This window comes from Pseudarthrobacter leeuwenhoeki (genome assembly GCF_055412885.1).
This window is the reverse complement of the sequence record NZ_JBVAYY010000008.1, coordinates 84,171-96,860: the sequence shown is the minus strand read 5'-3', so window position 1 is coordinate 96,860 and position 12,690 is coordinate 84,171. Positions and strand designations below refer to the sequence as shown.

Sequence of the window (12,690 nt, the reverse complement as noted above, 5' to 3'; positions counted from 1 at the left end):
GCCTTGCCGCGCACCCCCGCCAGCGGGCCGATCGGTGCTTCCGTGCCCGAGCACGTATTCTTGGTACGGCGGCTACGCTCCCCGCGCAGCCCTGGCACCTCCAGGCAGCAACGCACCACCGCAATCTAAAAGGACAACACCGTGGCAGATGACGCACGCGAACACACTGGCAACCAGGCCGGCCATGGCCAGCCCCCGTACCACGGCGTTCCCGCAAATGCGCTGCCGCTGACGGCAAACGAGGACCGCCAGTGGGCCACACTGGCGCACTTCGGCGGCATCCTGGGCTGCGTTCCCTCGCTGCTGATCTACCTGATCTTCAAGGACCGCGGCCCGTTCACGGCGCAGGAGTCCAAGGAGGCCCTCAACTTCACACTGCCGCCCACCCTTGCCGCCGTAGTGTGCAACCTGCTGGTCTTCATCCCGGTGGTGGGCAACATCTTCGCGGTCCTGGCCACGGTCATCTGGATTGCCGTGACGTGCTTCTCGGTCGCGGCCGGCATCCACGTCAACCGCGGCCAGCCGTACCGCTACCGGTTCAACCTCCGCAGGATCAAGTAGGAACGCAGTCCCGCCCTGGATGGGTCAGTCCGGCAGGATCCTGCGGACCACGGCGTCGGCGAGCAGCCGGCCCTTGAGTGTCAGGACGAGGCTGCCACGGAAGGCCGCCACCGGATCCACGAGACCGTCGGCGATGAGTCCGGCAACGGCGTGCCGCCCGGTGTCACCCAGCCCGCCCAGGCTGGCGATCTCCAGCCCGGAGTTCAGCCGCGCTTCCAGCATGACGCGCTCCACGTTGCGGGTCTCCGAATCGAGGGTTTCCCGGCCGGCTGCCGGCGACAGCCCGGACCCCAGGCGGTTGGCATAGGCGGTGGGGTGCTTGACGTTCCACCAGCGCACGCCGCCGATGTGTGAGTGCGCGCCCGGGCCGATCCCCCACCAGTCGTCCCCCCGCCAGTAGGCGAGGTTGTGGCGGCAGGCCTGCTCCGGCGTGCGGGACCAGTTGCTGACCTCGTACCAGGAGAGCCCGGCGGCCGAAATCAGTTCGTCGGCGAGTTCGTATTTGGCCGCATGGTCGTCGTCGTCGATTCCCGGCACTTCACCGCGGCGGATCTGCGCGGCGAGTTTGGTGCCCTCCTCAACAATCAGCGCGTAGGCGCTGATGTGGTCCGGCCCGTAGGACAGTGCCGTCTCCAGCGAGTAGCGCCAGTCGGCCAGCGACTCCCCCGGCGTTCCGTAGATCAGGTCGAGGCTGACGGCGAGGCCGGCGTCCCGGGCCCACTGGACCGCCTGGGGCACCCGGGCGGGGGTGTGGGTGCGGTCCAGCACCTTCAGGACGTGCGGCACCGCGGACTGCATGCCAAAGGACACCCGCGTGAACCCGGCGCCGGCCAGCAGCTGCAGGGACTCGGGGGTGACGGAGTCCGGGTTCGCCTCGGTGGTGACCTCGGCGCCGGGATCGAGGCCCCAGGCCCCAATGGCGGTGGTGAGGATCCGGGCCAGGTCCGCGGCGGGGAGCAGTGTGGGTGTCCCGCCGCCGAAGAAGACCGTGCTGAGCGGGCGTGCCGGCAGGCCGCTGCCCTGCAGGGCCGCCGCTGCGAAGTCGAGCTCCGCGATGGCGGTGCCGGCGTAGGCGCCCTGGGAGGCCCCGCCGCCGAGCTCCGTGGCGGTGTAGGTGTTGAAGTCGCAATACCCGCAGCGCACGGCACAGAACGGGATGTGCACATACAATCCAAAGGCCCGGCCCGGGGCCCCTTCCAGCGCCTGGGCCGGCAACAGCCCGTCCGGCGGCGCCGGGTCGCCCAGCGGGAGGGCGCTAGGCACGGTGCGGGCCTGCCTGCGCAGGGACAGTCATCACTGGCACCGCTACTTCTTGGCCTTGTCCTTGGACTCGTCCGTGGTGAGGGCGGCGATGAAGGCTTCCTGCGGGACCTCGACGCGGCCCACCATCTTCATGCGCTTCTTGCCTTCCTTCTGCTTTTCCAGCAGTTTGCGCTTCCGGGTGATGTCACCGCCGTAGCACTTGGCGAGCACGTCCTTGCGGATGGCGCGGATGCTTTCCCGCGCGATGATCCGGGAACCGATGGCGGCCTGGATGGGCACCTCGAACTGCTGCCGCGGAATGAGTTCGCGGAGCTTGCCGGTCATCATCACACCGTAGGCGTAGGCCTTGTCACGGTGCGTGATGGCGGAGAAGGCATCCACTTGTTCGCCCTGGAGCATGATGTCGACCTTGACGAGGTCGGCCACCTGGTCGCCGTCGGCCTTCCAGTCCAGCGAGCCGTAGCCGCGGGTCTTGGACTTGAGGATGTCGAAGAAGTCGAAGACGATCTCGGCCAGCGGCAGGCGGTAACGGATTTCCACCCGGTCCTCGGAGAGGTAGTCCATGCCGCCCATGACTCCGCGCCGGCTCTGGCACAGCTCCATGATGGCGCCGACGAACTCGTTGGGCGCCAGGATGGTGGCGGCGACCATCGGTTCGCGGACTTCCGCGATCTTTCCGGTGGGGTATTCGCTGGGGTTCGTTACGTGGACGACCTTCTTGTCCTCCAGCGTGACCTCGTATTCCACGTTGGGGGCGGTGGAAATGAGGTCCAGGTTGTATTCGCGTTCGAGCCGCTCGCGGGTGATTTCCAGGTGCAGCAGGCCCAGGAATCCCACCCGGAAGCCGAAGCCCAGCGCGGCAGACGTCTCCGGTTCGTACACCAGCGCGGCGTCGTTGAGCATCAGCTTCTCCAGCGCATCGCGGAGCACCGGGTAGTCCGTGCCGTCCAGGGGATACAGGCCGGAGAAGACCATCGGCTTGGCATCCGCATAGCCGGGGAGGGACACGGTGGCCGGCTTGGCAAGGTTGGTGACGGTGTCGCCCACCTTGGACAGCCGGACATCCTTCACGCCGGTGATGAGGTAACCCACTTCACCGACGCCGAGGCCCTTGGAGGGGGTGGGCTCCGGGGAGCTGACGCCGATCTCGAGGAGTTCGTGGGTGGCGCGGGTGGACATCATCTGGATGCGTTCGCGGGGGTGCAGCATGCCGTCCACGACGCGGACGTAGGTGACCACGCCGCGGTAGGTGTCGTAGACCGAGTCGAAGATCATGGCGCGGGCCGGGGCGTTGGGGTCACCCGTCGGGGCGGGAAGGTCGCGGACGATCTTGTCGAGCAGGACCTCGACGCCCATGCCGGTCTTGCCGGAGACGCGGAGCACGTCGTCGGGGTCGCCGCCGATCAGGTTGGCCAGTTCCGCCGCGTATTTCTCGGGCTGGGCTGCAGGGAGGTCGATCTTGTTCAGGACCGGGATGATGGTGAGGTTGTTTTCCATCGCCAGGTAGAGGTTGGCGAGGGTCTGGGCCTCGATGCCCTGGGCCGCGTCGACCAGCAGCACGGCGCCTTCGCAGGCCGCGAGCGAGCGGGAGACCTCGTAGGTGAAGTCAACGTGTCCGGGAGTGTCGATCATATTCAGCGCGTAGCTGGTGCCGTCGAGCTCCCAGGGCATACGGACTGCCTGGGACTTGATGGTGATGCCGCGTTCGCGCTCAATGTCCATGCGGTCCAGGTACTGGGCCTTCATGTCACGGGACTGGACAACGCCGGTGTACTGGAGCATCCGGTCGGCCAGCGTGGATTTGCCGTGGTCAATGTGCGCAATGATGCAGAAGTTCCGGATGATGGCCGGATCTGTTGCCGCGGGCACCGGGGCGGTGCGGGCCATGGGAGACACGCAGGGTCCTTACTGTTGGCAATACTGTTGGCTTTTCCACAGATCGGCGCGGGGGCTGGTTTCCCAGCCTGCGACGTGCCGCATCTCTGAACCTATAGTCTCCCACGTCCGGGCCCATGGGAGTGCATCCCCGCCTTCAGGCTGCCGCCTGACTGGGCGGGCTGCCGGTACTGTTTCCCCATGGCCTGGAACTTACGCTCAATCGGTAATGCTGTGCGCAGCACCTTACGCTTCCTGGAGGGGCGCCCGGGCACTCCTCCCGGCAACTCCGGCACTGCCGGACCGGCCGCTCAGGCCAAGCCCGGAACAAGGGCCCGGCCGGGACGGACCGGCGCGAAGACCGGCGCACGCCCGGGGACCGGCCACGGCGCCGCCGTCGGCCTGGCCAACGCATATCCCGGCGATTTCCGCGGAACGGCAAAGGCCAGCTACGCGCCCTCCCCCAACGGCCGCCCCGAACCCGGCGAAGTCGTCTGGACGTGGGTGCCGTATGAAGAGGACCACTCGCGGGGCAAGGACCGGCCGGTGCTGCTGGTGGGCTCGAGCGGCCGCTATCTGCTCGCCCTGATGCTCACCAGCAGGGACCACGACGGCGACGCGGGCCGCGCGGACGACTACGTTGACATCGGCACCGGCCCCTGGGACCGGCAACGGCGTCCCAGCGAAGCGAAACTGGACCGCATCCTGCAGATCAACCCGCAGGATGTCCGGCGCGAGGGCGCCATCCTCGACGCCGGAAGCTTCAGCCTCATCGCCGCCGCCCTGCGGAGCCGCCACGGCTGGCGCTGAACGCCGTTAAATCGCCACCCCGCCGGCCTCTCTGCTACTATTGACAGCTGTGTGTCCGTGCAGGTCGACGGCCACAGATGGTTGGTCGCCACAGGTATCCCCACGCCGCTCAGTCAATGGCCAATCTGAAAGCCCTCTAGACCATTTTCCGCATTGAAAAAGAGAGTTCACACGTGGCTAATATCAAGTCCCAGAAGAAGCGCATCCTCACCAACGAGAAGGCACGCCTGCGTAACAACGCAGTCAAGTCCGAGCTTAAGACGGCCATCCGCGCCGTCAACACCGCCGTTGAGTCCACCGACAAGGATGCTGCGGCTACCGCGCTGCTTTCCGCCAGCCGCAAGCTGGACAAGGCTGTCAGCAAGGGCGTTCTCCACAAGAACAACGCTGCAAACCGCAAGTCGGCCATCTCCAAGAAGGTCAACGCGCTCTAAGGTTTCCAGTTCACTTGAACTGATGATTGCGGCCGGCACCCTCGGGTGCCGGCCGCTTCCAGTTAAACGGCAGGTCCTGGCACGGCACATCATGGCCCCGGCCGCGGCGGCGGGGCGGGAACGCGCACCCGAAGCCAGGAATCAGCGGCGCACCGACGTTGCAATCACCGTCACGGCGTGTTCGACGGCGTAGACAGGGTCCCGGGACAGGCCCTTGACCTGGGCATCGGCCTCGGCGGTCACCTGGATGGACCGGACGAGCCCCTCCGGAGTCCAGCGCCGCACCTCACGCTGCGCCTGCTCGACAAGCCAGGGCTGCATCCCCAGCTGCTTGGCAATCTGCGACGAGGAGCCCTGGGCCCCGGCAACCTTGGCGAGGGTCCGCAGCTTCGAGGCCAGCGCGGCCACCAGCGGCACCGGGTCCGCGCCCGTGTCGAGGGCGTGGCGCAGGGTGGAGAGCGCCAGCGGGGCGTTCCCGGCCATTGCCGCGTCGGCGACCTTGAAAGCGGTGGCTTCCACCCGGCCGCCGTAATACCGGTCCACCATGGCGGAATCCACCCCGGTGGTGGCATCGGCGATCAGTTGGCTGCAGGCGGCGGCGAGTTCAGCCAGATGGGCGCCGACAGCGTTGACCAGGGCATGCACGGCGTCGGGATCGATGCGCCGGGACGCGGCCTTGAACTCGGACGTCACGAAGGCGATCTTGTCGGCGTCCTTCTTCAAGGGCTGGCAGTCCACCACCGGCCACCCGCCTGCCTTGACAGCGTCCAGGAGCTTCTTGCCGCGCACGCCGCCGCTATGGCGGAGGACCAGCACGGCGTCGGGCTCGGGCCGGGCGAGGTACTTCAGCCCGTCGGCCAGGAAAGCATCATTCATGCCCTCCAGGGCCTCCACCTCGATGAGCTTCTGCTCACCGAAGAGGGACGGGCTGACGTTCATGGCGAGGGAGCCTGGCTCGTAGTTGCCGGCATTGAGCCGGGTGACTTCGACATCGGGGGCTGCGGCGCGGACCTGGGCACGGATGCGGTCCATGGCACGGGACCCCAGGTAGTCTTCCGGTCCGCCGACCAGGACGACGGCGGCCGGGGTCACGTCGCGCCAGGTGGCGGTGTTCGAAGCGGCGGGCCGTGCACGTGGGGTCTGGGCAGCAGCCACTGAGGTTTCCTCCCGGAAAATTGTTTGCAGACTCTAAGCCTGCCACGGCCCGGGCGGTGCACCAAGCCGGGCCGGGACCCTCCCGCCGGTCCCCGCGGTCCCCGCGGTCCGCCGCCGCGGGGAGGGATTCGGTTGAGCAACGCCACTGTCCGTTCATGCGCCGCCCGGGCCAGCGCGACGGTGCGGGCGGGGTGGAAGGGCAGCCACCAGGCGGCGAGGGTGCAGGCGGAGAAGAGTGCCATCGAGGCAGCGCCGAACGCTCCTTCCGGCCACGGGAGGACCGCCCCGGGCAGGCCCGCGAAGTAGCGGGCGATGGCTCCGACCCCGGTGGCGAACGCCGCAGCGATGCCCAGCGGCGCGGCGGCGAGGGCCGGGGCCAGCGGCACCAGCGGCACGGCCGCGGTCCCCAGCAGCGTGACCGGTGCGACGAGCACGGCGGCGGCCAGGTTGGCGGGCAGGGCATAGGTGGAGAACTGCGGTTGCAGGAGGATGATCGCCGGTGCGCAGAAAGCTTGAGCGGACAGCGGAACTGCCAATCCTGCGGCGAACCAGCGCGGGACCGCAGCCGGGAACCAGGCCATGATCGGCCTGCCCGTCACCACGATGCCGAGGGTCGCAAGCACGGAGAGCAGGAATCCGAAGCTGGTGGAGAGCCCCGGCTGTGCCAGCACAAGTCCGATCACGGCGAGGCACAGGAAGCTCAAACCCCGCCCGGGCCGGCCGCCGGCCAGGGCAACGAGCCCGATGGCGCCCATCACGGCGGCCCGCAGGACACTGGCATCCGGTCCGACCATCAGGACAAACAGGCCCAGCCCCGCAAGGCAAAGGACCGCTGCGGACGCCCGGTTGAACCGCAGGCTTCGGGCGGCCAGCAGCAGGGCGCCCAGGATGAGGCTGCAGTTGGCGCCGCTGACCGCAGTCAGGTGCGTCATCCCGACGGACTTCATGGCCGCGTCCAGCTCTGCATCGAGGGCGCTGGTGTCACCGGTCACCATGCCCGGCAGGAGTCCCCGGGCGTCACCGTCGAAGTGCCCGGCGGCAGCGGTGAAACGGGCACGGAGTTCGACCGGGCCCCGCTGCCAGGTCGCGGCCGCCCCGAGCGTCAGCGGGGCGGAGCTGGCCGAGAGGACCGCTGCTTCCGGCTGCCCCGGCCCGGGCGGCTTGAGTTTGCCGGTCGTGCGGATCCGCTGGCCCGGGGCTGCATGTTCCCAGTCGGCGCCACCCAGGACCAGCAACCTGGCCTGCGCCTGCACCCGGCGCGAGTCGAAGGTCATCTCGATCAGGGTGACCGGGACCGCCCACCGGTCCGCGAGTCCGGAACGCCCCGGCGTCCTGAGCTGCCGGGGCGGACCCGCTATCTCCACGTCCACTGCGACGGCTGTGTTCGCGGCGGCTGCGGCGGCCACAGCGCCTTCGTGCCGGCGGGAGGAATCGGCGGTGCCGTGCCCGCCCGCCGCAGCGGCGAGCAGCAGGGCCCCGGCCAGCGTCGCATGGAAGCTCCGCCGCTGCGGTGCGCCGTGCCGCCGTGCCCCGGCGGTGGATACTGCCCTGAGCAGCAGCAGTCCCGAGCCCGCCACGAAGACCAGGCAGAGGGCGGCAAGCGCCGCAGGGTGCAGGTGGTGTCCCGCAGCGGCCGTTGCCCACACGAGCACAGCCGCGGGGACCAGGCGCACATCGGTCCTGCGGAGGGTGCTCTCCCGGGCCGGGCCGGCGTGCCCGCGGGCCGCGAACGACAGAAGCCGGCCACGGAGCCGCAGATGGCGGCGGCGCTGCGGGACGGCCTGCGGGTGCCCCGCCGGCGCCTGCGCCGGCCCGGGGGCGTGGGGGCCCGCGGCGGGCCCTGTCGTTTGGGGATCCCTTGGCGTCCCTCCGACCGCGGCATCAACGTACCGCTGCCAGCGATTCATCCGTTCCATGTCCGGCCCGCCCTCACACCCGGACCAGGGGCAGCACGCCCTCGAGCAGCTTGGGCCCGAACCCGTCCACGGCGTCCAGCTCCTCGATCCGCTGGAAGTTGCCGTGCTGCTTGCGCCAGTCCACAATCCGCTGGGCAAGCACCGGGCCCACCCGCGGGAGGGTGGCCAGCTCCTCGGCTCCGGCCGTGTTCAAGTTGATCTTTCCCGCTGTGGGAGCGGAACCGCTGCCCGGGCTTCCCCGGGCGCCCGCGTCACTCCCCGGGGCAGACTCGGCCGGCGCGGTTTCACCCTGTCGTGGCACCAGGACCTTCTGCCCGTCCTCGAGCACGGCCGCGAGATTCAGCTGGTCCGGGTCCGCGCCCGGGGCACCGCCTCCGGCCGCTGCGATGGCCTCGTGCAGGCGGCTGCCCCGCGGCAACTCCACGATGCCGGCACGGACCACCGCGCCGGCAACATGCACGATGATGCTGTCCGGGGCGTCCGCTCCGCCGCCGTCGCCGTCGCCGCTGTCACCGCCGCCGCCGGGGGAAGCGTCCGGGGCGGTTGACGGTCCGGTGGAGGGTCCGGCTTGGAGTTCGGGGTCCTGCAGCCCGCCGGCCGGCGTCGGGTTGATGGAACTGAGCGGAGTGACCTCCGTTGTGGCGTTCGCCGCCTGCCACCAGAACCAGCCAAGACACGCCGCGGCAAGCAGGCACAGGAGCGCGGCGGCATACCATCCGGTGCGCCACCTGATGCGGGGGCTCCGGACCGGGGAATCGTCCGGACCGGGATCCCGATGTCCCGCGGACGGAGAAGCGAAGGGCTGCCCGTCGAGCAGGCCTGTCCCGGCGGTTGGACGGACGGCAGCCGCCAGCCTGCGGTCGGTGCGGCGCGGTTCGGCGCTGGTCGGGTCCCCCGGATTGTGGCGCGGCATGCGCCCATCGTACGAAGCCCCGGGCACGCGGTTCAGGGGCAGCGGGCCTTATGTGGATACCGGGAAACAGCCGGACACAGCTGTGGCGCGCCGGACTAGGACGCCGCGGGGATGTCCTGGACTGCGGGGGTGCTGCGCTCCCCCACGATCACTGCCAGCACACCGAGTCCGGCGTGGGCAGCCAGCACGGCCGGCAGGGCGCTGATCTGGACGGGAACACCGCCGGGTACCTCTTCGGACAGTTGCGACGCGAGCAGTTCCGCCTCGGCCGGGTTCCCGAAATGGTGGACGGCCAGCCGGGCCTGCCCCGCTGGCCGGCCGGCGGCGTCGGCCACAACGATCTCCTTGAGCCGCGCGGTGGCTTTCGCCGCCGACCGTACCTTCTCCAGCGGAACGACTTTGCCGTCCTCCACCGCGAGAATGGGCTTGATCGAGAACACGGTCCCCCAGAGCGACGCCGCTGCTCCGATCCGTCCCCCACGGCGCAGCTGTTCCAGGCTCGGCACGTAGAAGTACACCTTGGTGCGTGCCAGTTCGTGCTCGGCGGACGCGCGCACGTCCGCCGCGTCCGCACCGTCCGCCGCCGCGGCTACGGCGCCCTGGACCCCCATCCCCTGCGCCATGCCCACGGTGCGCGAGTCCAGGACCTCCACCGGGATGTCCACGCGGGCGGCGGCGAGCCGTGCGGAGTCCACCGTTCCGGACAGCTCCCCGGAAATGTGCAGCGACACGACGGACTCAAAGCCGTTGCGCTGGGCCGCCAGATACGCCTGTTCAAACTGCCCCGGTGAAGGGCGCGAGGTCTTGACGGGCCTGCCGCTGGCAAGGGCAAGGGCGATCGTCTCGGCGAGGTCGTCCTCGCCCTCGCCGTAGATTTCCGTACCCACCATCACCGGCATCGGGACGACCGTCAGCCGCCCGTGGGCGGAGACGGCACGGACCCAGTCAACCGGCAGCGCCGCGGCGGAGTCCGTGACGACGGCTGTCCGCACGACGGCGGCGGGGCCGGCCGCCGGGCCTCCGGCGGACTGTTTGGCCTGCCGGAGGCCGCTGAGGCGCTCCTTCAGCCACCCTGCGGGGTCGCGGTGGGACACGAAGTACCTCCTGCTGTCTGCACGTGCTGACGGACTCGCGCTGATGGCCTGCCGCCGGCGGACACCGGCGGCAGGCACCCGGTCAGGCCGGGACGATGTTGACCAGTTTAGGCGCCCGCACGATCACCGTGCGGATCCCTCGGCCGTCAAGGGCGCGCTGGACATTTTCCGAGGCCAGGGCCAGTTCCCGCAGTTCGTCCTCGCCGATCTCCGGCGAGACGTCCAGCCGGTCCCGGACCTTGCCCTGGACCTGGACGACGGCGGTCACGGTGTCCTGCACGAGCAGGGCCGGGTCGTGCGTCGGCCAGCCGGCGTTGGCCACCGAGGCGGGATGTCCCAGCACGTTCCAGAGGTCCTCGGCCGTGTACGGCGCGAAGAGGCTCAGGATGACCGCAACGGTCTCGACCGCTTCACGGACCGCCGGATCGGCGCCGCCGGCTCCGCTGGCTGCGCCTCTGTCGATCGTCTTGCGGGTCGCGTTGACCAGTTCCATGAGCTTGGCGACGACCACGTTGAACTTGTTGTGCTCCAGCAGGGCTTCCGCGTCGGCGATCGTGCGGTGCGTAACGGCGCGCAGGGCCCGGTCGCCGGTGCCGTAGTCGACGCCGGGCGCGCTCGTGACGTCCTGGCCCAGGCGCCAGGCGCGGGCCAGGAACTTCGCCGAGCCCGACGGCGAGACATCGGCCCAGTCGACGTCGTCCTCCGGCGGGGAGGCGAAGATCATTGTGAGCCGGACGGCGTCGACGCCGTACTTGTCCAGCTGTTCACTCAGGTCCACGCCGTTGCCCAGGGATTTGCTCATGGCCTTGCCGCCGTTGAGCACCTGGCCCTGGTTCAGCAGCGCGCTGAACGGCTCGTCGGCGTCGATCATGCCCAGGTCGTGGATGACCTTGGTGAAGAACCGCGCGTAGAGCAGGTGCAGGATGGCGTGCTCCACGCCGCCCACGTACTGCCCGACCGGCATCCAGTCGTTGATTTTCTCCGGGTCGAACGGGCCGTCCGTGTACTGCGGCGAGACGAAGCGCAGGAAGTACCAGGAGGAATCCACGAAGGTGTCCATGGTGTCCGTGTCCCGCTTGGCCGGGCCGTGGCAGCTGGGGCACTGAACGTTGACCCAGCTTTCGACGGCTGCCAGCGGCGACGTGCCCTTCGGGGACAGGTCCTCGCCGCGCAGGTCCGCCGGCAGGGTGACGGGCAGCTGGTCGTCCGGGACCGGGACCTCGCCGCAGGCGGGGCAGTGGATGATCGGGATCGGGGTGCCCCAGAAGCGCTGCCGGCTCAGCAGCCAGTCGCGCAGCCGGAAGTTCACGAATTTCTCGCCCGTGCCCTGCTGCTGCAGGATCCCGATGGCGGCCGGGATGGCTTCTGCCTTCGGCAGGCCGTCCAGGGCCCCGGAGTTGATCAGGGTGCCCTCGCCGGAGGTCGCCGTGCCGCTGACGGCGGGATCCTCCCCGCCGGTGTCCAGCACTGCCCGCACGGGCAGGTCGAAGGTCCGGGCGAAGTCGAGGTCGCGCTGGTCGTGGGCCGGGACGGCCATGATGGCGCCGGTGCCGTAGTCAGCCAGCACGTAGTCGGCCGCCCAGACTGGCAGCTTCTCGCCGTTGAGCGGGTTGATGGCGTAGCGGCCGGTGAAGACGCCGGTCTTCTCCCGCTCGGTCGACTGGCGTTCGATTTCGGAGAGCGCCTTGACCTGTTCGCGGTACGCGTCCAGGGCCGCTGCATGTTCCCCGGTGACCAGTTCGAGGGCGATCGGCGCGTCCGCGGCGACGACGAAGAACGTCGCGCCGTACAGGGTGTCTGGGCGGGTGGTGAAGACCGTGACGTCCTTGGCGGGTTGGGCACCGTCGGCTTCGATGACGAAGGTGACGTGCGCGCCCTCGGAGCGTCCGATCCAGTTCTTCTGCATGGCCAGGACGCGTTCGGGCCAGTGGCCGCGCAGTTCGTCCATGTCATCGAGCAGCCGGTCGGCGTAGTCGGTGATCTTGAAGTACCACTGGTTCAGTGATTTCTTGGTGACCGGGGTGCCGCACCGTTCACAGGCACCGTTGACCACCTGTTCGTTGGCCAGCACGGTCTGGTCCTTCGGGCACCAGTTGACCGGGGAATTCTTGCGGTACGCCAGTCCGCGCTCGTGGAAGCGCTTGAAGAGCCACTGCGTCCAGCGGTAGTACTCCGGGTCGGAGGTGTGGATCCGGCGGGACCAGTCGGCGGAAATGGCGTAGCGCTTGAACGACGCCGCCTGGGTGTCGATGTTGGCGTACGTCCACTCGCTGGGGTGCGCATTGCGCTTGATGGCCGCGTTCTCGGCGGGCAGCCCGAAGGAATCCCAGCCGATCGGGTGCAGCACGTCGTAGCCCTGCTGGCGGAGGTAGCGCGCGACGACGTCGCCCATGGCGAACGCCTCGGCGTGGCCCATATGGAGATCTCCGGAGGGGTACGGGAACATGTCCAGCACGTACCGGCGCTCCTTCGACCCGTCGTCGACGGGCGTGAAGACCTTGAGGTCCTCCCAGACCTGCGGCCACTTGGCTTCCATGGCCGCGAAGCTGTAGGCACCCTCTTCAGGGGTCTCCGCTGCGGCTGCTGGTGTTCCGGTCTCTGTTTCCGGCTGAACGCTCACTGCTGGCCTCTTCTGTTCTGTCAAGCCTTATGTTCGGTCAAGTCTCGTA

10 protein-coding genes are annotated in these 12,690 nt (G+C 69.3%); 3 read left to right on the top strand and 7 right to left on the bottom strand.

Annotation, left to right across the window (positions count from 1 at the left end; translation table 11 throughout):
* The first annotated feature begins 141 nt into the window (after window positions 1-141).
* The gene (locus ACZYX4_RS08850; protein ID WP_463875171.1) at window positions 142-561 is read left to right on the top strand and encodes a DUF4870 domain-containing protein; all 420 of its coding nucleotides are present in this window, start codon (window positions 142-144) and stop codon (window positions 559-561) included.
* A 24-nt stretch (window positions 562-585) separates the two neighbouring features.
* On the opposite strand, the gene hemW is transcribed toward ACZYX4_RS08850, so the two are convergent.
* Both hemW and lepA read right to left on the bottom strand, forming a co-directional pair.
* Window positions 586-1,824 (bottom strand): radical SAM family heme chaperone HemW, encoded by a 1,239-nt coding sequence (hemW, locus tag ACZYX4_RS08845; protein WP_463875170.1) that lies wholly within the window; start codon window positions 1,822-1,824, stop codon window positions 586-588.
* 42 nt (window positions 1,825-1,866) lie between these two features.
* Window positions 1,867-3,720: a translation elongation factor 4 gene (lepA, locus tag ACZYX4_RS08840; RefSeq protein WP_463875168.1), complete on the bottom strand. Its 1,854-nt coding sequence runs from the start codon at window positions 3,718-3,720 to the stop codon at window positions 1,867-1,869.
* Window positions 3,721-3,900: 180 nt separating this feature from the next.
* Here lepA and ACZYX4_RS08835 point away from each other — a divergent pair, with 180 nt between their 5' ends.
* Both ACZYX4_RS08835 and rpsT read left to right on the top strand, forming a co-directional pair.
* Window positions 3,901-4,509 (top strand): type II toxin-antitoxin system PemK/MazF family toxin, encoded by a 609-nt coding sequence (locus tag ACZYX4_RS08835; RefSeq protein ID WP_463875167.1) that lies wholly within the window; start codon window positions 3,901-3,903, stop codon window positions 4,507-4,509.
* A gap of 173 nt (window positions 4,510-4,682) precedes the next feature.
* The gene (gene rpsT, locus ACZYX4_RS08830) at window positions 4,683-4,943 is read left to right on the top strand and encodes a 30S ribosomal protein S20 (protein WP_226775157.1); all 261 of its coding nucleotides are present in this window, start codon (window positions 4,683-4,685) and stop codon (window positions 4,941-4,943) included.
* Between the two features lie 141 nt (window positions 4,944-5,084).
* Here rpsT and holA read toward each other — a convergent pair whose 3' ends face one another.
* The 5 genes from holA to leuS all read right to left on the bottom strand — a co-directional run bounded on the left by holA (window position 5,085) and on the right by leuS (window position 12,641).
* Complete coding sequence (holA, locus tag ACZYX4_RS08825) at window positions 5,085-6,098, bottom strand: DNA polymerase III subunit delta (protein WP_463875166.1); 1,014 nt, start codon at window positions 6,096-6,098, stop codon at window positions 5,085-5,087.
* Entirely contained in the window at window positions 6,032-8,014 is a 1,983-nt protein-coding gene (locus tag ACZYX4_RS08820; protein WP_463875164.1) for a ComEC/Rec2 family competence protein, read from the bottom strand. Before ACZYX4_RS08820 ends, holA begins: the two co-directional genes overlap by 67 nt.
* A gap of 13 nt (window positions 8,015-8,027) precedes the next feature.
* On the bottom strand, window positions 8,028-8,927 hold the full coding sequence (locus tag ACZYX4_RS08815; protein ID WP_463875163.1) for a ComEA family DNA-binding protein: 900 nt from the start codon (window positions 8,925-8,927) through the stop codon (window positions 8,028-8,030).
* 95 nt (window positions 8,928-9,022) lie between these two features.
* Window positions 9,023-10,021, bottom strand: coding sequence for a DegV family protein (locus ACZYX4_RS08810; protein WP_463875162.1), 999 nt, complete (start codon window positions 10,019-10,021; stop codon window positions 9,023-9,025).
* Window positions 10,022-10,103: 82 nt separating this feature from the next.
* Window positions 10,104-12,641 (bottom strand): leucine--tRNA ligase, encoded by a 2,538-nt coding sequence (gene leuS / locus ACZYX4_RS08805; RefSeq protein ID WP_463875160.1) that lies wholly within the window; start codon window positions 12,639-12,641, stop codon window positions 10,104-10,106.
* Between the last annotated feature and the right edge of the window lie 49 nt (window positions 12,642-12,690).